At 62.1% G+C, this 19,662-nt stretch carries 18 protein-coding genes and 1 tRNA gene; 9 read left to right on the top strand and 10 right to left on the bottom strand.

The genetic code is table 11. From position 1 onward, the window contains the following. The first annotated feature begins 442 nt into the window (after positions 1-442). From ACQE3M_RS08000 to ACQE3M_RS07985, 4 genes are all read left to right on the top strand, one after another. Positions 443-1,273, top strand: a complete 831-nt coding sequence (locus ACQE3M_RS08000; RefSeq protein WP_430505067.1) for an HD domain-containing protein — start codon at positions 443-445, stop codon at positions 1,271-1,273. Positions 1,274-1,594: 321 nt separating this feature from the next. After that, positions 1,595-2,908 (top strand): MFS transporter, encoded by a 1,314-nt coding sequence (locus ACQE3M_RS07995; RefSeq protein WP_430505066.1) that lies wholly within the window; start codon positions 1,595-1,597, stop codon positions 2,906-2,908. A gap of 54 nt (positions 2,909-2,962) precedes the next feature. Then, the gene (locus ACQE3M_RS07990) at positions 2,963-4,189 is read left to right on the top strand and encodes an MFS transporter (protein ID WP_430505065.1); all 1,227 of its coding nucleotides are present in this window, start codon (positions 2,963-2,965) and stop codon (positions 4,187-4,189) included. Between the two features lie 164 nt (positions 4,190-4,353). Continuing rightward, a complete protein-coding gene (locus ACQE3M_RS07985; RefSeq protein WP_430505279.1) occupies positions 4,354-5,106 on the top strand; it encodes a formate/nitrite transporter family protein in 753 nt (250 codons plus the stop codon). A 330-nt stretch (positions 5,107-5,436) separates the two neighbouring features. On the opposite strand, the gene ACQE3M_RS07980 is transcribed toward ACQE3M_RS07985, so the two are convergent. Then, entirely contained in the window at positions 5,437-6,168 is a 732-nt protein-coding gene (locus tag ACQE3M_RS07980) for a hypothetical protein (protein WP_430505064.1), read from the bottom strand. Positions 6,169-6,538: 370 nt separating this feature from the next. Here ACQE3M_RS07980 and ACQE3M_RS07975 point away from each other — a divergent pair, with 370 nt between their 5' ends. After that, positions 6,539-6,985, top strand: coding sequence for a twin-arginine translocation signal domain-containing protein (locus tag ACQE3M_RS07975; RefSeq protein WP_430505063.1), 447 nt, complete (start codon positions 6,539-6,541; stop codon positions 6,983-6,985). A gap of 214 nt (positions 6,986-7,199) precedes the next feature. Here the strand turns inward: ACQE3M_RS07975 and ACQE3M_RS07970 are convergent, their stop codons facing one another. Beyond that, the gene (locus ACQE3M_RS07970) at positions 7,200-7,751 is read right to left on the bottom strand and encodes a hypothetical protein (protein ID WP_430505062.1); all 552 of its coding nucleotides are present in this window, start codon (positions 7,749-7,751) and stop codon (positions 7,200-7,202) included. Positions 7,752-7,998: 247 nt separating this feature from the next. Here ACQE3M_RS07970 and ACQE3M_RS07965 point away from each other — a divergent pair, with 247 nt between their 5' ends. The 3 genes from ACQE3M_RS07965 (at position 7,999) to ACQE3M_RS07955 (ending at position 9,888) form a co-directional block, all read left to right on the top strand. After that, positions 7,999-8,421, top strand: a complete 423-nt coding sequence (locus ACQE3M_RS07965) for a hypothetical protein (protein WP_430505061.1) — start codon at positions 7,999-8,001, stop codon at positions 8,419-8,421. 63 nt (positions 8,422-8,484) lie between these two features. Next, complete coding sequence (locus ACQE3M_RS07960) at positions 8,485-9,087, top strand: hypothetical protein (RefSeq protein WP_430505060.1); 603 nt, start codon at positions 8,485-8,487, stop codon at positions 9,085-9,087. A 267-nt stretch (positions 9,088-9,354) separates the two neighbouring features. Continuing rightward, positions 9,355-9,888 carry a hypothetical protein gene (locus ACQE3M_RS07955; protein WP_430505059.1) on the top strand — a complete coding sequence of 178 codons (534 nt, stop codon included), beginning with the start codon at positions 9,355-9,357 and terminating at the stop codon, positions 9,886-9,888. 125 nt (positions 9,889-10,013) lie between these two features. On the opposite strand, the gene ACQE3M_RS07950 is transcribed toward ACQE3M_RS07955, so the two are convergent. The 8 genes from ACQE3M_RS07950 to ACQE3M_RS07915 all read right to left on the bottom strand — a co-directional run bounded on the left by ACQE3M_RS07950 (position 10,014) and on the right by ACQE3M_RS07915 (position 18,864). After that, positions 10,014-10,340, bottom strand: coding sequence for a DUF8070 family membrane protein (locus ACQE3M_RS07950; RefSeq protein ID WP_430505058.1), 327 nt, complete (start codon positions 10,338-10,340; stop codon positions 10,014-10,016). A 13-nt stretch (positions 10,341-10,353) separates the two neighbouring features. Then, positions 10,354-10,962 (bottom strand): DUF7978 family protein, encoded by a 609-nt coding sequence (locus tag ACQE3M_RS07945; RefSeq protein ID WP_430505057.1) that lies wholly within the window; start codon positions 10,960-10,962, stop codon positions 10,354-10,356. A 259-nt stretch (positions 10,963-11,221) separates the two neighbouring features. After that, positions 11,222-11,292: transfer RNA gene (locus tag ACQE3M_RS07940), tRNA-Gly, on the bottom strand. Positions 11,293-11,326: 34 nt separating this feature from the next. Then, positions 11,327-13,675, bottom strand: a complete 2,349-nt coding sequence (locus ACQE3M_RS07935; protein WP_430505056.1) for a methyl-accepting chemotaxis protein — start codon at positions 13,673-13,675, stop codon at positions 11,327-11,329. A 47-nt stretch (positions 13,676-13,722) separates the two neighbouring features. Beyond that, complete coding sequence (locus ACQE3M_RS07930; RefSeq protein ID WP_430505055.1) at positions 13,723-14,373, bottom strand: class I SAM-dependent methyltransferase; 651 nt, start codon at positions 14,371-14,373, stop codon at positions 13,723-13,725. A 92-nt stretch (positions 14,374-14,465) separates the two neighbouring features. Continuing rightward, a complete protein-coding gene (locus ACQE3M_RS07925; protein ID WP_430505054.1) occupies positions 14,466-16,568 on the bottom strand; it encodes a type II secretion system F family protein in 2,103 nt (700 codons plus the stop codon). Continuing rightward, positions 16,565-18,187, bottom strand: coding sequence for a type II/IV secretion system ATPase subunit (locus ACQE3M_RS07920; RefSeq protein WP_430505053.1), 1,623 nt, complete (start codon positions 18,185-18,187; stop codon positions 16,565-16,567). Before ACQE3M_RS07920 ends, ACQE3M_RS07925 begins: the two co-directional genes overlap by 4 nt. Positions 18,188-18,318: 131 nt before the next feature. Next, positions 18,319-18,864, bottom strand: a complete 546-nt coding sequence (locus ACQE3M_RS07915) for a DUF7549 family protein (protein ID WP_430505052.1) — start codon at positions 18,862-18,864, stop codon at positions 18,319-18,321. A 155-nt stretch (positions 18,865-19,019) separates the two neighbouring features. On the opposite strand from ACQE3M_RS07915, the gene ACQE3M_RS07910 reads away from it, so the two are divergent. Further along, the gene (locus tag ACQE3M_RS07910) at positions 19,020-19,493 is read left to right on the top strand and encodes a DUF5793 family protein (RefSeq protein ID WP_430505051.1); all 474 of its coding nucleotides are present in this window, start codon (positions 19,020-19,022) and stop codon (positions 19,491-19,493) included. Positions 19,494-19,662 lie beyond the last annotated feature (169 nt).

Raw genomic sequence — 19,662 nt, 5'->3', positions numbered from 1 at the left:
TCGCGCGCGCCGACCGCCACGCACCGCACGACGGCCAGCCGGCGAGCGACGACCGCCGAAGAGCCGCCGGTCGCGACGCCCGGCAACCACTCCGGGGTGGGACTGAAAGGGGCAGCCGCTGAGCGGGACGCCCTGCGAAGCTAGCACCGCAATCCCGGCGAGCGACCGAACGAAGTGAGGGAGCGAGCCGGGTGAGGAGCGCAGCGAGCAGCGCGACCGCTCAGCGGCTGGGGCTTTCAAGACATGCTGAGTGGCGTCGCTGACGGCGACGCTCCACTTTATTTATAAGCAAGAACACTCATCAACTAGGCTTTCTGGGTGTTCTGAATGGTGTCGCCGGCGACGCTAGACGCCCTCATTTATAAGCACAACCGCCCCGACGGCTCGAACTCTCCAGGCATCACGCCATCCCTTTTAACTCCAGCGAGCGTCGAGTCGGGACATGAGCGATACGACGGACCTCGACGACGACGACGGCGTCGAGCGTCGGGAGTACGACCCCGACGCCGACCATGCATTCCCGGACGAGAAGGTGAACGACGTGCTGTCGGTCCTCCTGGACGACCCCGAGATCCAGACGTACCTGCGGGCGCAAAACGTCAACGCCGTCCAGCGGATGGGATACAACGACCACGGCGCGAAACACATCGAGATCGTCCGGAACCGGGCGCTCCGGCTCTACGACCTGCTGAAACGCGGCGGCGTGGAGTTCAACGGCGCCAGCCAGCAGGGGCTCGAAGAGGCCGACGAGGCGGTGATCGTCGCGCTCGCGGCGACGATCCACGACATCGGCCACGTCGTCCACCGCGACGACCACTCCTACTACTCGATCCCGCTCGCGGCGGACCTGCTCGACCGCTTCCTGCCGCAGTTCTACGAGACGGAGGCGATGGTCCGGGTCAAGGCCGAGGTGTTACACGCGATCCTCTGTCACCACACCGAGGAGCAACCGCTCACCCGCGAAGCGGGGGTCATCCGGATCGCCGACGGGCTCGACATGGAGCGCGGGCGGTCGCGGATCCCCTACGAGAAGGGCGGCCGCGGTATCAACACCATCTCCTCGCAGGCGATCGAGCAGGTGACGCTGCGCTCGGGCGACGACAGCGTCGTCTGCGTCGAGATCGAGATGAACAACGCCGCGGGCGTCTACCAGGTCGACAACCTCCTGAAGGCGAAGCTCCGGGACTCGATGCTGGAGGACAACATCCGTATCGTCGCCGTCAACACCAAGGGCAACGGCGGCGACACGCTGGTCGAGCGGATCGAGCTGTAGCCGGCGAAACGGCACCGCTCGCCGTCGGGCGGCTTCGCGCTCGCCGTCATCCGGCACCTCTCGCCGCTGCGCGTCTTCCCGCTCGCCGCGCGTCTTCCCGTTCGCCGCCGCGCGGCCCCGAGCGCCGTCGAGACCCCGGATGTCGGAGGGGGCGGCGGCCAACCCGCTCGGTTTCAGGCGAAACGAACCGGAACGATCCACCGGATCCGATCGAGTTACCCCTTCCCCCGGTGCTAGCAAGGTGTAACGTGTGAACCCCTCCACAGTCGCGATCGCATCGAGAGTCTTTTTAAATAGCCACCAGTCGATTCACCCGCTACCGTGACACGATTCGGGAACTCGATCGGGCTCCTGCGCAACAAGGAGTTCGCGGCGCTGGCCGGGACCGCCTTCGCCCGCAGTCAGGCGTTCTCGACCATCCTGATCGCGCTGGCGCTGTACGCCGACCTGTTCGGCACCACCGGGTTCGTCGAGGGGCTGTTCGGGACCGGGTTCGCCCTCGTCCAGCTGCTCATCGTCCTCCCGCTCGGGCGGAAAGTCGACACCGGGAACGCGAAGCGGTACCTGCTCGCCGGGTTCGCCATCAACGTCGTCGTTTTCCTCGGGTTCATGCTCGTCGAGAACGCCATCCACATCGTCCTGATCCGGATGGTGCAGGGGCTCGGGGCGAGCGTCCTGTGGATCACGGGCGCGACGATCATCGGCGAGATCAGTCCGGAGGGGGAACGCGGCCGCTGGCTCGGCTCCTACAACCAGTTCGCCTCCTTCTCCTCGCTCTCGGGCGACGTCATCGGGGGCTATCTGCTGTACGCCTACGGCTTCACCGAAACCTACGTGGTGCTGACGGTGGTCACGATCGCCACGTTTCTGCTCGTCCTCTCGTTCCTCCGCGACAACCCGGGCGGACAGAAGGACGCCGAGGAGGCCGGCGGCATGGAGACGTTCCGGTCGCTGCTCGGGCTGCCGATGTTGCGAGCGCTGGCCACCTTCCGGCTCACGTTCAGCGTGGGGAAAATGGCGGTCATCATCTTTCTCCCCATCTACGCGCGCACCTCGTTCGGCATCTCGGCGTTCGCGATCGGCTGGATCATGGCCGGCGGGAAGCTGACCAAGTCGCTCACGCAGGGGTTCGTCGGCGACCTCACTGACCGATACGGGAGCAAACACCACTTCGTCACCCTCGGCGCGTTCCTCTACGGCGTCGGTACGGCGGCGATCCCGCTCGCGGCGACCGCCGAGGGGACGCTGGACCCGGTGACGGTCACGTACTTCGGCGACACGCAGACGCTCGGCGGGGCCTTCTTCGCCCTCTTCGGCGCATACTCGATGCTCGGCATTGCCGACTCGCTCCGGCTCCCGGCGAGCATGGCCCTGTTCGTCGAGGAGGGCGAGGAGTACGACTCCGTCGCCTCCGCGATGTCGCTGCGCTCGATCTCCTGGAAGGTGGGCCAGATCGCCGGGCCGGTGCTCGTCGGCACGACGATGGACTTCGTCACCACCGAGGCCGGCTTCCTGCTCGCGGCGGGCTTCATCGCCTTCGCGACCACGGCGTTCGCCTGGCAGGCGCGCGGGGCGTACAGGGCCGGACTGGCGGCGGAGGCGACCCCCGACGACGTCGCCCCCGACACGGACTAGGCGGGCTCGGCGGCGCGGTCTTTTTCAGTGCCGCCCGGGATCGACACATGTTCGATGCGCGACCAGCCCTCGCAGTTCCGGAAGCGCCGCGCCCTGCTTTTAGTTGCCGTGGCGGAGCTGCTGGCGATGTCGCTCTGGTTCAGCGCGACCGCGGCCGCCCCCGAGCTGGCCACCGAGTGGGGGATGACGGCGACCGAGACCGCCTGGCTGACCATCGCCGTCCAGCTCGGGTTCGTCGTCGGCGCGTTCGTCTCGTCCGTCCTTACGCTCTCGGACGCCCTCCCGCCTCGCTACCTCTTCGCCGGGTCGGCGCTAGCCGGTGCGGCGTTCACCGCGGTTATCGCGGCTTTAGTCGACTCGCCGACGCCGGCTATCGTGCTCCGGTTCCTGACCGGGATCGTCCTCGCGGGCGTGTATCCGCCGGGGATGAAGATCCTGGCCGGCTGGTTCGAGGAGGCCCGGGGGTACGCGATCGGCGTGCTCGTGGGCGCGCTCACCGTCGGGTCGGCGCTGCCGCACCTGATCCGGGCCGTCGGCGGCGTCGGGCAACCCCGCTTCGTGCTGTACGGCGCGGCCGCGCTGGCGACGGTGGGTGGGCTGCTCGCGCTGCTGATCGAGCCGGGACCGCACCAGGCCCCGGCCGCGCCGTTCGACCCGAGCGCGATCGGTCGGATCCTCCGTGACCGGGGGACGATGCTGGCCAACGGCGGCTACTTCGGCCACATGTGGGAGCTGTACGCCGTCTGGACGTGGATCCCGGCGTACCTCCTCGCGAGCCTCGCGGCGAACGGCGGCGGTGGCGACCCCTCGTCGACCGCCTCGCTGCTCGCGTTCGGCACCATCGCGGTCGGCGGCGGCGGTGCCGTGGTCGCCGGATCGGCGGCGGACCGACTCGGTCGGGTGAACATCACCAGCGCGAGCATGGTCGTCAGCGGCCTCTCCTGTCTCGCCGCGGGGGTCGTCTTCGGCTCGTCGCTGGCCGTGCTCGTCCCGTTCCTGCTGGTCTGGGGCTTCGCGGTCGTCGCGGACTCCGCCCAGTTCTCCGCGGCCGTCGCCGAGCTGTCGGAGGAGTCGTACGTCGGGACGGCGCTCACGTTGCAGACGGCTATCGGGTTCCTGCTGACGACCATCTCCATCCAGCTGATCCCCCTCGTCGCGGATGTGGTCGGGTGGCGGTGGGCGTTCGTCCCGCTCGCGATCGGGCCGCTGGTGGGAACGATCTCGATGCTGCGGCTCCGGCTCCGCCCGGAGGCGAACGAGCTCGCTGGCGGTCGTCGCTGACCGGCACCGAACGGGGGCCGGGAGCTCCCGGAGGGCGGTCGCCTTCCCGGCGGTTCCGGCGTCCGTTTGGCTACTTTCATGAGGCCAGGCCGCCTACGGATCGTATAGTGAGCAACTCAGGCAGCGACACCCGGCAGACGGTCGACCATACGTCGACCTCGGAGATGCTGGAGACGCTGATCCAGTCCGGGAAACACGAGATCAAGCGCGACCCGAAGGGCGTCTTCCTCGCCGGGCTGTCCGCCGGCCTCGACATCGGCTTCGGCCCCTTGCTGATGGCAGTGCTACTCACGCTGTCCGCCGGCGGCTACGGCGACCTCGGCACGGAGATCATGCTGGCGAGCGCTTACTCCGTCGGGTTCATCTTCGTCATCCTCGGTCGGTCGGAGCTGTTCACGGAGCACACGACGATCGCCGTGATGCCGGTCCTCGACCGGCGAGCGTCCGTCGCCGAGCTGGCGCGCCTGTGGGGGCTGGTGTTCGTCAGCAACATCGTCGGCGGCGCGCTGTTCACGCTGTTCGTCGTGACGCTCATGCCGAACCTCGGCGTCGCCGCCCCGGAGGCGTTCATCGAGATCGCCCACAAGCTCGTCGACCACGACCCCGGCTGGCTCCTCGTCGCCGGGATCCTCGCCGGCTGGCTGATGGGGCTGCTCGCCTGGCTCCTCACGGCGGCGCAGGGGACGGTCAACCGGATCGTCGTCATCCTGATCGTCACCGCCTCGATCGGGCTCCTCCACCTGCCGCACTCGATCGCCGGCAACGTCGAAGTGCTGTTCGGCGTGTTCCTGTCACCGACGATCACCTGGGTCGACTACGGGATATTCCTGTCGCTGGCGACGATCGGCAACGCGATCGGCGGCGTCGTCTTCGTGGGTCTGTTTAAATACGGTCACGTCGTGCGCGGCGGCGACTGATCCGGCTGTCCGGTCCCGGATCCTGCTCCTTTCGAGATCTGCACACTGCTCGGGGCCCGCTGTTTACAGTAACAGTAGCTGGGAAATCCGATTTCTATATTCAGTGTAGATAACGAAACCGGTTCTCCCGAATCGGTCAGTACAGAGGGGAGATTGAACAGTACACATGCTTCCTGCAACGGCTACTTCTGAGTATTTGGGGACATAAATTGTCGGGAATGTGACTCTACAATTCAATCCACAGGGTGAGACAGAGTATTCCAAATGGATAGTATAGACAAATTGCGGGCGTTACGGTGCGCTTCTCCAGATACGAATACGTAATTTGTCTCAAGATTCTGGAAGCGACAGTGTTCCATCAACGGAAAGAAGATCTTCTTTTCCAACGGCCACTTCCATTTCTGTTTCAACAATTTCCTGAGACCGATTTTCTGACTCAATGGCTATCTCGCCGTACACCCTGTAGGTTCCTTTTGGACAATCAGCCCCGGGATGGGCCAGTGGGAAATAATCTGCAACCACACTAGCATTAGGCGAGAGAATCAGGCCCATTCCGGCAGCTGTCTGAAGTATATTGTCAGGCATAGCCCAGCAGTCTCCATAGATTGCATCCTCAATAGATAACGGATCCCCAGAATCCGCACTCATATACTCGTTTTTCGTATCTGACTGCTGAGGAAACAACATCAAAGGGGACGACGCGTCTATTCTATCGGCATCAAGAATATTTTTTCCCACTGGAAGTGGGTCGCCCCCAGTGACTTCGAGCGAGACATTCATGTGGTTAGTAAGCGCCGCGCGAATGCGCCCCGGTGAATTCTCACTTGGCTGACGAACAACAGTGACGAGAAATTCCAGATCGGAATCGGAGAGATGTTTTTTCTTTTCCTCGGGTGTCGGGGTATCAGTTTTTGTCTGGTGCCTCGTCTGCGTTGTCGTTTCTATTTCGGTAGAGTTCGGTTTCGGACTCGTTGGGTTAGATTCCGAACTAGTTGAACACCCTCCCAGTGTAGTTATTCCAGCCAAAGCTGCCAATACACGCCGGCGTTCAGGTTGCATCATTGTCAGAATATTATTCAATACCGGTAAAATCTTTGTGGGGTTCTACCCGGAAAAATTCTTTCGAGCCCCGAGAACTGATTTTCTTCGGTGTCTGTCTCTTTCGTTGCTGGAGTGATTCCAGCGGCGTCGGTCTCTGAAGATGTGTCTCGTCCTGAACAGTCGATGAGGACGGAATTTCCAGCGACGATGGAGAGCAGTCGACGCCTATGCACGATTGGATGTGTATTCCACTCTATAAGTGCTATTTGGCGATCAAACGGTAATTAATTCATATTTGGTAGCTTCTACTCTTAACATATTTCAGCGAATTGGCTCCGATGAATTAGTCAGCTCAGGAAAGTACTTACCTGAGTCGAGAGAGTCGCCAGTCATGCACCGCCGCCGATTCCTCCTCGGTGTTACTACTGCTGTTGCTGGTCTCGCTGGTTGTGCATCTAGGGAGGAAACCAACCAAACAGACCCGCCCACAAAAAAATCGACAAGGACGGATTCAACGAAGAGGCGAGATAATTCGTCGCGCGATTTGAAAATAAGCAACGAACTCGCCGCTGAGATCACGATCAGAGTGACTTTCGTCCCCGAAGGAAAAGATCCAAAGTTGGTGCTGACGAAGGAACTCCCAGAGTCTGCCTCGTTCATTCGAGCCGATATTTCACTTTTCGATGAACCGGGGCACATAACTATAGGAGTCGAGGCCGGATCGGGCTACACGAGGCAGACGGAACACGATTGGTCGGGAGATACCGTCGACGACAACCACGGTCTGAGAGTCTACGTAAAAGAAGACGAAATAAGTATATTCACAGTGGTTGCTTGAATCCTCGAACAGTCTCTTTCCGATTTCGGAATCCATTATTTTGGAAGTCACATTTCCGATGGTAATCACAGAGGGTGTCAAGCAATATAATAACCGAAAGTAGTGTTGTGAATTACCGCCTGTAATCCAACCCCAGAGGCAATTCCAGTCCTGCGTTGACTAAACGGATATTGATATATTGGTCCGGAAGGCACCTCTCTTTTCGGTACCCGGTTCACAGATGAGGTGTTCTCGCGAAGCCAAGCAGTAAGACTGGAAGACCGAGTACTCCGTATAAAAACATATAGAGAAAGATCATAAACAGCCCGAACGATCCTTCTAATCCGACACTTAGAACACCAAAGGCCGACGGAATTCCGAGAAGCAACGCACCTTGTTGGACATTGTCGTTAGCAAGAGCTGTTCCTGCAAAAAGCCACATAAAGAGAACCGGGATTGGGAGCAACAACGACCAGAATTCGAGTCCGAAAGCTACAGTCGGTTCCCCAGCCCAACTTACCGCAACTGCCGCGCTGATGGCAAGGAAAATGACAATTGTAAATTGAACTGCGCGGTTGGGCGACTGCCCGGAGTCGACCACGAAGTACTGCCAACAGACCGCTGTAAGATAGACGATCCCAGCCATCCCGAGAATAGGCGTTAGAAAGAGCAGGTAGGGGCCCCGAGGAAGCACGATTCCAGCAAGTGCTGGGAGACTCCAAGGTGCCGTTAGTAAAAGCATTCCCAGTGCTGCGACAGCGTTTCTAGCTCTCAACAGCTCTCTCATAAAACTATACACATCCGTTACTAATTAATTCCTTGTGGCGCCTGATCCTTCATAATTTTATTGAATATGTCAAATGAGGACTTGGAAGTTATTCTTGCAACTTGAGGTCTCTGTCCAAACCGGCCATCTTAGCCAATCGAATTCGACGTAGTTCTTGTAGTACTGAAAAATCCTCTACCTCGTGGATAATCTCACCAGTTGCGTAGTCTGAACAAAATATTTAACTACCGAATGTTTGGGGGCTAACATGTATCGGCGAAAGGTTCTCGCTGGCTTCGCAACCGCCCTCCCAATAGCAGTAACTGGGTGTCTTGGTGATCAAGTAGGGAGAGCAGATCCCATCTCGACCGTCGAGTTCCAGACGGGCGTTGCCGTAAACCAGGAATGGGATGACGACCCCGAAGTTAGTATCGAGGAGGATGAAGTCCACGCGGTCGGAATCTATCCTATCGGTAATTCTTGTTACGAGGCCGATCTTCAGGAGCCTACCTACGACGAGGAGAATGATAGATTAGATATTCACCTTGCCCGACGACATGACGGTAGCGACACGTGCGAGGATATAGCTCAGTACGTTTCTTATCGAGTCACGGTTGGTATCGACGGACCAGTTCCGGATATTGTAGAAGTGACTGAACGAGGAGGAGGCAAAACAGTAGTAGAGAGCTAACCGGTCTCATAGTTTTAAATCGCCCGGGGAAAGCACTTACCGGCGCCCCGTGACGATAAATTAATGAAACGACGCGATGCTCTCGTTGCCGGAAGCACCTGTGTCGGCGCTCTACTGAGTGGGTGCATGGGTGCAAACTCCGAGCCAGCGACGGGGACAAAGAATAAGAGCGATAGTAATACACAGAATCGTACCGTAACAGAGACGCCAATATATGATTGTGACGACGTAGACCGACCAGATTTGCCATCACCAAACGCCGATCCTCCAGGAGAGTACGACCGGTATACCTACCCACAGAGACCGGAGTTTCTGTCGGATGAATCGGCAGTACTCACCTACGTGAAAGGGTACGAACGCGCATACCGTCTGAACGACCTATATTCCCAACATGGGAATGACCTTGACTCCGCAGGCGTCTTCATTCAAGAAACATGGGCCCATGAGACCACGAACGCGATGGCAAGTGGACGGCTAAAGTACCAGTATGGCTATTCGGTAGACCAAGATGATGGACAAGTTGAGGCAGACTCGTCTACGATCTACGCCTCCTACTATACTGATGAAAAGGTGGTGCTTCGGGCAGTAGAAAGCGGGTACAAACAGGACGAGTCGAAACTATCTCCAGGCCCGATAGAGCAGGGAATACCCACAGAATGTTTTTGAAGGACTACTGAATTTGCAGTGTCACTGTGACGGCTGTTTCAGGCTATTTCTGAATAAAGAAACCGTGTTTCCGACTACTGATAAATAGAAGTACATAGCTCGTACCAAATCAATTCTGATCAAAGCACAGCCTTTCTGTCGGATTGTTTCAGAACGCTTTCCAAACAGATAAGGTATTGTCTACTATCTATTTTGGGAAGGAAATACCTCTTTTAGTGAGCCGATTTCGAGACAATCTATTCATATATCCTAATTAAATGAGGAATCATGAACGTCAAAATAGCCGGGATATTGACTGCTGTTCTTGCAATTGTCATACCACTACTGGAATATACCATCTCTGCATTCACAAACGCGCTTCAGCAGGGAGGAGGAGGTGTTCACTGGTTTCCACATCTCGAAACCACCGGACAGACCATTCAATTCTATTCGATGGCGAGTCAGACAATAACATTCCTCCTGGCAGTTCCGATGATCACGGTCCTTGGATTCATGCTCGGTAAGAACCTCGACGTGGGACAAGACTATTCGCTGGTAATCAGTATCTTTGCGGTGGGAGGAGCTGTCGGCAATCTATTCTGGTTGCTCGCTATTGGTTTGATCAACGGTTCCTCCAATTTGTTTATTGTACAGTCATGGTTTGCACTCGCAGTCGGTCTTGGAACCGTTGCAGCCACCTCGTTACAGTTTGCTCTACTTGGCTTGGCAGGCGCTGCACCAGCGGAGTTCGGATTAGAGTTTTACGGACAGCAGGTAGAGGATATGTCGTCAAACGCTGAGGTAAAGTCTAACCCTGATTAACCTATCTCCAAGAAAATTACCTTCCTCGGGTTACTTGAGGAATAAATTGCGGAGGTTCTTAACCGAGGGCCAACTTAATCATTTGTCAGAGGCGCGCTGATTGTCCTGTTTTGATATCTGGTGGATTATATCAGCAGCTCCCCAACCAGCACTAGTCCAGCAAATCCATGAAGAACGACCCCACATCCAAATAACAGCAGCTTCTCATCCCCCGGAATAGACTTCGCGGGTTCTGCCTTGATATTCCCTGACTCGAACATTGCGGATTCAGCGGTTGTCCCGATTGTGCTAGACTGAATTCCTCCAACACCTTTCCCAGCAACCATGAGAACAAAGAACCCAATTCCAACTATACCGAGCATAGCCAACTCGTTTCGGAGGACAAGTGCTGTGGCTCCGACGATTGTACCTGCATACACCACCGTATAACGGAGGAACGCACGACCAATCACCATCCAACCCACATTACATCCCCCGTTTAACCGCGATATATCCTCCAACAGCACCGAATAATGCAGGATAGAGGAATCCAACGATAACGAGTCCCCACAGCAAGACGGGTCCTCCGCTCATCTCTGATACGGGAAAACTAAACAAGTACAAGGCAATCACAGTCAACGGTAAGCACCCTGTGAATTGGAGGACAGCGCGTTTTGCTCTGCGGATCGGATTAGTCGTATCCTCGTCACGGGTTGCTAATGCCCCCGTAATACCGTAGACAATCGCGGGGATTAGCAAGACAATGAGATAGATACCGCCGTTTTCAATGAGTAGGTTAACCCACACAGAAACCGAGCGCGAATTATACTCAATCGGGATCGACAGCGGTACGAGTTGTGCGTTGAAAAACAACCCACCTGCGATAACCCACTCTGCGATCTGGTCCGGTGCCACGAAATCGCTAAGCGGGAATGTTTCATCTTGAACGGAGACAGTTATGTTCTTAAACAATTGAGGTCCCCTGATAATGGCCACCGGCAAACAGAGAACGTAGCTGATGATGAATCCGAGTGCTCCCCAAGCCGCTCGGCGGCCACCGGGGTATCGGACATTCGTGTTTCGGGTGGCTCCCATAACAATTGTAGCCCCCTTGACTATATAAAATTACATCCAATTATCGAACGATAAGCAGTCACATTGTGCTGGCTGTTTCAGCCCTTTTCTGAATAAAGAAACCGTAGTTCCGACTACCGGTTAGGAGAATGCACCAGCCGGGAATTGAACCGGAGAAAGACGGTCCGGACCTTCCGTTGCGTCTTCGACGGACGGGTTCGGGCTGCGACTTTCAGGGTACAGATCCCGCTCGGCGATCTTCCTCACTTCGTTCGGAAAATGCACCAGCCGGGAATTGAACCCGGATCATTGGCTTGGAAGGCCAAGGTCTTGCCATTAGACCACCGGTGCGCACGTAGACAAAATCACCGCCCCAATAAGGGCCTTACTCTTCGCCGTCGGCCCAGTCGAACTCGGTCGATCCCCCGTCCCCGACGGCGTATCCGTCGCTGTCGACGGCTGAATCGCTCTCGAGACCGTCGGCGGCGACGTCGACGTCCACGCTCTCGGCCTCCACGTCGAACTCGTCGACGAGCGACTGCAGGTCGGCGGCCCGGTCCGAGAGGTCGCGCGCCTGCGCGGATACGTCGCCGAGCGTCGAGGCCTGCTCCTCGGCGCTGGCCGCGACCGTCGACGCCTCCGCGGTCGTCTGCTGGCTGATCCCGGCGAGGTCGTCGACAGCGCCGGTCACGTCGTTGACGGAGCTCGCCTGCGCGTCCATCGCGCTGGAGATCTCCTGAACGCCGTCGTCGGCCTCCTCGACGCGCTCGGTGATCCGTTCGAGGGTCTCCTCTGCGTTCTCGACGGTGTCGACCCCCTCGGCGACGCCGTCGCGGATCGCGGTCATCTCGGCGACCGTCTCGTCGGTCTGCTCGCGGAGGTCCGCGATGAGCGTCTCGACCTCGCCCGCCGAGTCGCGGGTCTCCTCCGCGAGCGACTTCACCTCCTCGGCGACGACCTCGAAGCCGGAGCCGGCCTCCCCGGCGCGGGCGGCCTCGATGGAGGCGTTCAGCGCGAGGATGTTGGTCTGCTCCGCGATGTCCGTGATCGCGTCGACGATGGTGCCGATCTCCTCCATCTCGGATTCGAGCTCTCGGACCGTCTCCGCCGCGGACTCGCTCCGCGACTCGATGTCGTGGAGCTCCGCGACCGCCTCGCCGGTCTCCGCTCGCCCCTCCTCGCTCAGGCTCGCGGCGGCTCGGGAGGTGCTCGCGACCTGGTCCGCGGAGGCGGCGACCTCCTCGATCGTCGCGGACATGTCCTCCATCTCGCCGGCGACGGCCGCGAGCTGCTCGCTCTGCTCCTCGGCCCCGGCGGAGATCTCGTCGACCGCGGCGCTCGTCTCCTCGCCGGCGTCGGCGGCCTGGGCCGCGCTCGTCGTGACCGACTCGCTGGCCGCCGCGACCTCGCTCGCGAAGGCGTCGACCTCCGCGACGGTGGCCTCAAGCTCCGCCATCGCCTCGTTGAACGAGTCCGCGACCTCCCTGAGTGCGTCGGGGTCGTCCGGCTCGACCGAGAGCCGCGCCGTCAGGTCGCCGTCCGCACATCGGGCCATCGTGTCGCCGAACGCCCCCGCCCGGGTCTCCAGCCGCTCCGCGAACGCCTCGCTCTCCGCCTTCGCCTCGCGGGCCCGCTCGCGTTCACGCTCGCTCTCGGCGATCCGCTCCCGCAAGGAGTCGCGCATCGTTCCGAAGGAGGCGTACAGGCGGCCGATCTCGTCCTCGTGGTCGGTCTCGAGGTCGACGTCGAGGTTCCCCTGCTCGAGTTCGCGAGCTCGGTTTCCCAGGCGGTCCAGCTCTCGGACCGTCGGACGTACGAGGCCGACGCCCAACGCGCCGAGCCCGACGATGCTGATCGCGACGATGAGCAGGAGGTATCCCGCGATCGTCCCCGAGAGCGCGTACGCCTCGGACTCCGGCACGTTGATCGTCAGCACCCAGTTCGTGTTCGGAACCTGAGTGTACGCGATGAGGTAGTCCTCCTCGACGAGATCGCCTTTCGAGTTGGCGACGAAGCCGGTTTTCCCGTCGAACCCGGACGAGATCGCCGCCCAGGTCGCCTCCGATTGATACTCGGAGCTGACTACGTCCGCGCGGTCGGCCGCGCGGACCCGGCCACTCTCGTCCACGATCGTGACGAAGGACCCGTCGGTCGGCGTCCGGACCCCGTCGAGAACCGGCTCGAAGTGGGTCTCGACGACGAGCACGTGACTGGACCCGGCCTCGGTGACGAAGGCGACGCGGCGCTGCCCGTTCCGGTGATGCGGAACCGAGACGGAGACGCCGTCCTGCAGGTGTTCGCCCCGTTTCAGCCAGTCCGGGTCGTACGTCGTCCCCTCCATGGAGTTCGTCGTGGAGGCGACGACGGATTTGTCCCGGCTCCGGACGTAGTGGAGCGCCACGACGTCGTCCGGCGCCGTCTCGAGCTTGTCGTTCAGGTACTGCCGGGCCGACGTCCCACCCTGCAACAGCGTGTAACTGTCGGCGACCTTGCTCGTGTACGACTTGCGGTCCCCGCGCCAGGCGCTGATCTCCGTCGCCCCGAGCTCGGCGACGGCGGTGTAGTCCGACTCCGCCGCGGATTCGAGATGATCCGTGGTTTCGACGTACGTCACGGCACCGACGCCGCCGATGAGCACGACGACGAGCCCGATGGCGAGCCCGAACTTCAGGAGCCTGTTCTCACGTATCACTGCCGGCAGCAGCTCGCGAAGGGACCGGTCCGAATCGACCATTACCTCGAAGGGGCCGACCGGGGTACCTCAAGCTTCGGCCGCGAGTATCACTGCTGAGAACTCTCCGCGGTCGGCCGCACGACGGCGTAACAGTTCCCGCTCGAGATCGACAGCGAGGACAGGTCCAGGTCGCTGTCGGCGACGTCCGCCCGCAGCTCGTCCGGATGATAGATGTGATAGTAGCGCGGCACGGTTTCGCCGCCCGGGAGCGTCCAGTCGACGGTCGTATCGAACCCCTCCTCGCGGTCGAACTTCTCGTGGGCCGTGCTCCAGGCGCTCACGAGCCCGACGCCGTCGGCGTCGAGGACGCGCGCCAGCTCGTCGAGACTGCGAACGCGCGCCTCCCGGGAGGGAAGGTGGTGGATCGTCGCGACGTACGTCGCCAGCCCGAACGCGTCCGTCGCCAGCGGCAGGGTCGCGGCGTCGCCCTGGACGAACGCGGCCGCGACGCCGAAGTCGCGCTCTGCCGCCCGCGACGTGGCTTCCGCCAGCAGCCCGCGGCTCGCGTCGAGCCCGACGGCCTCGGTCGCGCAGTCGGCCAGCAGCTCCGTGTGCCGACCGTTGCCGCAGCCGACGTCGAGCGCGCGGTCCGCGGACCGCCCGTCGAGGAACGTCTCGACCTCCGGCCAGGGATACTCCCGCGTCTTCGAGAAGTGCCCAGCGATGCGGTCGTACGTCCGCGCCGGCGACGGGTCCATGCCTCCCGATTCGACGCCGGCGCACAAAGAGGTCGCGGAACGCGGGAGCCCTCGGAACGCGGGAGGAGGCCCTCCGGTGGCCGAGTTCGTCGCTAGACCAGCCCGATGAAGATGAACGAGACGTACGAGAGGATCAGGAGGATGACGCTGTGTTTCACGCCGTCCCGGACGGTCCCCTCGCCGAGCTGGCCGGCGATGAGACCGGAGCAGGTCGCCTGAACGATCGTCGCGTGGAAGAAGATCAGCTCGTAGGCGTCGACGTCGATATCCCCGAGTCCTTCGGTGATCCCGCCACCGACCCCGCCGGGAACGCCGCCCGCGCTGGCCCCGAGGCTAGCCTCCTCGACGGCGGGAATGAACGCGACCGTCAGGGCGGCGATGATGCCGATGAAGACGAGGAAGGAGATGTAGATGACGATGAGGTACGTCAGCATGACCTGCCGCCGTTCCTTCCGGAGCTGTCGGGAGGCGCGCGCCTCGTCGGCGGCGATGTTCAGGACCGGCGCGATGTCGCCGCTGGCCTGCATCGCGTTGACGATGAGCGCGACCGACCGGGAGACCATCGCCGAATCCACGCGGTGCTCGAGGCGACGAAGCGCGGATTCGACGTCGGCGCCCCACTGGATGTCGCGCCAGGTCCGCTCGAGCTCCGGCGTCAGCGCGCCCAGGTCCGACCCGGTCACCCGGCGGAAGCTGGCGACGACGGTCATCCCGGCATCGTTGATGGAGGCCAGCCGGTCGAGGAAGTCCGGGACCGCCGCCTCGACGTTGCGCGTCCGGCGCTTCTGGAGCTCGTAGACGAGCGCGTAGACGCCGAGCACGAAGATGGTCGCCTGCACGAACGGGCTGTCGAGTCGGCGTACGGCCGCCACGACGGAGTCCGTCGGGACCGGGGTCGCCGTCGTGGCGATCCAGAGGAACGCGGCCGGCAGGGTGACGATGAACGACACCTCCGGCGCGCTGTAGGCCAGTTCCTTCGGCCGCGAGGCCCACCGCAGGACCTGTTTGAGTCGGTCGTACTCCGCGAGCCGCTCGCGGCTCGCCAGCCACTCGTCGCCGACGTCGCGGGGCCCGTGGTTGGGTCCGTACCCGCCGTCGGGGAGGGTAAACTCCCCCTCCTCGATCCCCTCGCCCTCGACCGCCGATCCACTCGACCCGCGATAGGTCCCGGTCACGCTGTCGACGTAGACGATGAACGCCCCGCTCGCCAGCGGGAGGCCGACGTACACGACGATCCGGAGGATCGGCAGCGTGTCCTGGAGAACGAGCCCGATGACGACGAGGATGGTGATGAAGAACAGCGGGCCGGCGACGAGGACGGTGACGTACGCCTCCGCGAACGTCGAGAGCAGCTCGAGGTACTGCTCCTGCTGGGCCTCGGCCTCCTCCTGGTAGCGCTCGTACTGGTCGTGGAGGAACTCCGAGATCGACCGCCCGGAGCCGAGGACGCTCGCGAGGTTCTCCGCGAACTCCTCCATGTTCTCGCTCGGGGTCCGCTCCGAGGTGCGCTGGAGCGCCGTGAGCACGTCGGTGCCGAAGGTGTTCATGTCGCGGACGGCGACGCTCAGCTCTTTGGCCGCCTCACCGTACACCTTCTCGTTCTCGGCGAGGGTCTCCATGACCGCCGGGAACGACATGCCCGACCGCGACAGCGCGTAGGTAAACGCCACCGTCCGCGGCAGCGACGCCTCGATCTCCGAGCCGCGAGCGTACGCCCGCTGGTTCAGGATCTCCCAGCGCGCGTAGTAGGTACCGAACGCGAGCAGCGACCCGACCGTCGCCGAGAAGAAGAGGAGCAGGACGAAGATCTGCCCCGCACCGAGCTGCTCGATCCGGGCCAGGTTGGAGAGAAAGTGGAGCGCCGACGGCAGGACCATCCGCATCGCTTCCACGCTGACCTGCATCACCATGAGGAACGCGCCGGCGACGTAGATCCCGAGGATACTGCCCGCGACGCCGAGGACCCCGGCGTACAGGAGGGTCCGTGACGCGTACACCCGGTGGGTGCCGCCCGTGTGGGCCGCCCGCATCGCCGACTGCTGCTCCTGCTTGCGCGGGCTCTCGTCGGCGACGTAGTCCCCGAACACCGAGAGCGCGACCCGGGAGACGAACAGGTTGGCCCGGTGGCTGACGAGCGGCACGACGAGGACCGCACAGAGCCCGACCGCGACGAGGAGCGGCAGCAGCCAGATCATGACGACTCGGCTTCCGCCTCGAGGTTGTCCATCACCCGCTCGGGGTCCGCGTAGTACTCGTTGACCAGGGCGGTGAACCGGCGGTAGCCGGTCACGCCGAGCGACTGGAGCAGCTCGAGGAACCGCTCGCGGCGGTCGATCTCGCGAAGAAGCCTCGACTGGCTCCAGCCGCGGTCCTCCTGGATCTCCGAGAGCAGCTCGGAGTCGTTCGCCTCGAACGTGTCCGACTCCGGCCGCCAGCGGAATGCCGAGGAGTAGTCCAGCTCGCCCGTCCGCTGGTCGATCCCGCCGATCTCGCCGATGACCTCCGCCCGACGGACGCGCTCGTCGCCCTGGCGCACGAGCGTCTGGATCGAGAGCATGTCCAGCGACTGGACCATCGCACGCGGAACGTTGATCGGCTCGTTCTCCAGCCGGTTGATCACCGTTTCGATGGAGTCGGCGTGCATCGTCGAGAACGTGGTGTGGCCGGTGTTCATCGCCTGGAACAGCGTGACGGCCTCCTCGCCACGGACCTCGCCGACGATGATGTACTCCGGCCGGTGGCGGAGCGCGGACCGGAGCAGGTCGTACATGTCGATGTCGGTCCCCTCGTGAAGGCGCTCGCGTGTGACCGAGGAGAGCCAGTTGTCGTGGTATAAGGAGAGTTCGCGCGTGTCCTCGATGGTGAGCACCTTCGCCCGTGGCGGGATGAACATCGAGACGGCGTTCATCGACGTGGTCTTCCCCGAGGCTGTCCCGCCGGCGAAGATGAGGCTCTTGTTGTGCTCGATGCAGAGCCAGAAGTACGCCATCTGCTCGATGGAGAAGGTGTCGTAGTTGATCAGGTCGATGGGGGTGAACGGCTCGTCGGCGTACTGGCGGATCGTGAATGCGGACCCGCGAGGGGTCACCTCCTCGCCGAGCGCGAGTTCCGCGCGGGAGCCGTCCGGGAGCGTCGTCTCCACGATCGGGTTCCCGACGGAGATGTGGCGGCCGGACTGCTGGGCCAGACGGATGACGTAGTTGTCGAGCTCCTCTTCGCTGAACTGGACGTTGGTCTCGACGTCGGTGTAGGTGTCGTGATAGACGAAGATGGGGAGGTTGTACCCGTCACACGAGATGTCCTCGATGTGACCGTCGTTTAGCAGTGGGTCAACCTTCCCGTAGCCCCGGAAGTCGCGGTAGAGGTAGTAAAGCAGGGTGTGGAACGTGTCCATCCCGGCGTCGACGCCGTACTGCTCCAGCAGCGACTCCAGTTCGTCCTTGAGGGTCTCCTCGGTCGTGTTGCCGACGCCCTCCCGGTAGAGCAGCGGGTCGCGGATGTCGTCGACGATGCGCCGGAGCAGCGTCAGCTCGAAATCGTCCATCTCCGGCTCGACGGCGTAGTACCGGTGCTCGCTCTCCTCGGTGTCGTAGGTGATGACGACGTACGCGTACGGCGCGTTCACCCAGTAGCGGTCGACCTCCTCCTGGTCTTCCGGCGGATCGAACGTGGCAAGGGGGCCGTCCTCGTCCGGGCGGAACGGTCGGACGTCGACGTCGGACCCACGCAGCATCTCCCACGTTCGGACGGCACGGCGGCGAAGCGTCTCCAACGTGGATTCCTCGCCGGTCGTCCCACGGGTATCACCCGACATCGCTTGGTTGTGCTTCCTTCGTGGAGGGACCGACTTAAAATCGCCCCCGCGGCGACGGGTGATGACCGAACGCGACGCGTCAGGCCTCGGCGTCGGCCCGCCGCGTTCGGTCCCGGCGTCGGCCCGCCGCGTCAGGCCTCGGTGTCGACGCTCTCCGGATCGACGTCCTCCCGCTGGTCGACTCGCAGGAGGGTTCCGCCGAGGACGAGCAGCAGGACGGTGCCCACGGGAAGCGGGTACCCCGGGATCCCGCGCGCGACGAAGAGGTAGGAGGCGACCGCGAGGACGACGCCGGCGACGGTCAGGAGCCCGCCGATCAGCAGGACCGGGTCGACCGGGCCGGCCTCGACGCGCTCCTCCTCGAGGTAGTAGGCGATCGAGACGAGCACGGCGAGGCCGACGAGGGCCGCGCCCGCGAGCCACGTCGCGTACGCGACGAAGACCCCCTGGCCGATCTGCTGGCTCACCGCGTCGCCGATCGTGTTGAGGAAGAACTGGTTCTCGTTGATCTCGAAGTCGATCAGGTACTGTACCTCGAAGAACGGGAAGCGGAGATAGAGGATCTTCCCCGGGAGCCCTTCCGCGGACGCGTAGGTGACGTTCCACGGGACGACCGCCGCGAGCCACGCGGAGACGACGGCGAGTTCACCGGCGTACTCCGACCGTACCCAGACCATACAGGGAGGGAGCCGGGCGGCCTTATAAAAGATGCCGTCGGCGACGACGGCGAAAGGGGGCTTCGTGGCCGAGCCGGGGAGCTGGTGGCTCGAGTCGCACCAACCGCCGAGGGCGTTACGTTCATACATTAGCGCTGCCAAGATTCGCGTATCTAATGCGGCGCGACTACTTCGATCTGGCGGTCGAGAACGTGGATTGGGTCCGTGAGGGTGGCGAACCCCGGAAACCGCTCGTCCGGATCGATTTCCACGGTCCGGAGGGGCTCCTCCAGGAGCAGTTCGCCGGTCACGACGACGATCTCCTCGACGCCGAGGAGATCGACGTCGCGTTCCGGCTCCGCGAGTCGCTCGACACTGACGCCGACGCCGCGGGCGTCGTGGGCGTCACGAACCGCGTCACGGGCGACTTCATCCTCGAACTGAACGAGGAGGCAGACGACGTCCTCCGCTTCATCCACGCCGCCCGCGAGTACGGCCAGTCGGCGGACGACGAGGGCCGCTACCGCGTGGAGATCGTCGTCGACGGCGAGGAACTCGTCGCCTACGACAAGAGCACGTTCCTCGTCTACGACGCCGAGGGCAATCTGCTGCGTGGCGAGAGCCTGATCCCCTCCGGCGTCGAGCTGTAACTGCGCGACGTTTTCTTGAGAACTGCCAGATCGAGGTTTCTCTTTCGGGGGTTCTACTGTCGCCGAGGTTCCAGTTCGGATATTCCTCAGCTATTTTAAATGGTTTGAACAGGTGATACGGTTTCGCTCCCGACAGCACCGCAAACGTCCAGAAAGCCCTCGGCCGCTC

Source organism: Halosubterraneus shenae (genome assembly GCF_050510935.1).
In the GTDB taxonomy this organism is placed as follows: domain Archaea; phylum Halobacteriota; class Halobacteria; order Halobacteriales; family Haloferacaceae; genus JBDGPU01.
This window is presented reverse-complemented; position numbering and strand designations above follow the sequence as displayed.

What these genes read in the sequence shown, in the direction of transcription:
- ACQE3M_RS08000 (WP_430505067.1), top strand. Translation starts at nt 443, where the DNA reads ATGAGCGATACGACGGACCTCGACGACGACGACGGCGTCGAGCGTCGG.
- ACQE3M_RS07990 (WP_430505065.1), top strand. Translation starts at nt 2,963, where the DNA reads ATGCGCGACCAGCCCTCGCAGTTCCGGAAGCGCCGCGCCCTGCTTTTA.
- ACQE3M_RS07985 (WP_430505279.1), top strand. Translation starts at nt 4,354, where the DNA reads ATGCTGGAGACGCTGATCCAGTCCGGGAAACACGAGATCAAGCGCGAC.
- ACQE3M_RS07980 (WP_430505064.1), bottom strand. Translation starts at nt 6,168, where the DNA reads ATGATGCAACCTGAACGCCGGCGTGTATTGGCAGCTTTGGCTGGAATA.
- ACQE3M_RS07975 (WP_430505063.1), top strand. Translation starts at nt 6,539, where the DNA reads ATGCACCGCCGCCGATTCCTCCTCGGTGTTACTACTGCTGTTGCTGGT.
- ACQE3M_RS07970 (WP_430505062.1), bottom strand. Translation starts at nt 7,751, where the DNA reads ATGAGAGAGCTGTTGAGAGCTAGAAACGCTGTCGCAGCACTGGGAATG.
- ACQE3M_RS07965 (WP_430505061.1), top strand. Translation starts at nt 7,999, where the DNA reads ATGTATCGGCGAAAGGTTCTCGCTGGCTTCGCAACCGCCCTCCCAATA.
- ACQE3M_RS07960 (WP_430505060.1), top strand. Translation starts at nt 8,485, where the DNA reads ATGAAACGACGCGATGCTCTCGTTGCCGGAAGCACCTGTGTCGGCGCT.
- ACQE3M_RS07955 (WP_430505059.1), top strand. Translation starts at nt 9,355, where the DNA reads ATGAACGTCAAAATAGCCGGGATATTGACTGCTGTTCTTGCAATTGTC.
- ACQE3M_RS07945 (WP_430505057.1), bottom strand. Translation starts at nt 10,962, where the DNA reads ATGGGAGCCACCCGAAACACGAATGTCCGATACCCCGGTGGCCGCCGA.
- ACQE3M_RS07935 (WP_430505056.1), bottom strand. Translation starts at nt 13,675, where the DNA reads ATGGTCGATTCGGACCGGTCCCTTCGCGAGCTGCTGCCGGCAGTGATA.
- ACQE3M_RS07930 (WP_430505055.1), bottom strand. Translation starts at nt 14,373, where the DNA reads ATGGACCCGTCGCCGGCGCGGACGTACGACCGCATCGCTGGGCACTTC.
- ACQE3M_RS07925 (WP_430505054.1), bottom strand. Translation starts at nt 16,568, where the DNA reads ATGATCTGGCTGCTGCCGCTCCTCGTCGCGGTCGGGCTCTGTGCGGTC.
- ACQE3M_RS07920 (WP_430505053.1), bottom strand. Translation starts at nt 18,187, where the DNA reads ATGTCGGGTGATACCCGTGGGACGACCGGCGAGGAATCCACGTTGGAG.
- ACQE3M_RS07915 (WP_430505052.1), bottom strand. Translation starts at nt 18,864, where the DNA reads ATGGTCTGGGTACGGTCGGAGTACGCCGGTGAACTCGCCGTCGTCTCC.
- ACQE3M_RS07910 (WP_430505051.1), top strand. Translation starts at nt 19,020, where the DNA reads ATGCGGCGCGACTACTTCGATCTGGCGGTCGAGAACGTGGATTGGGTC.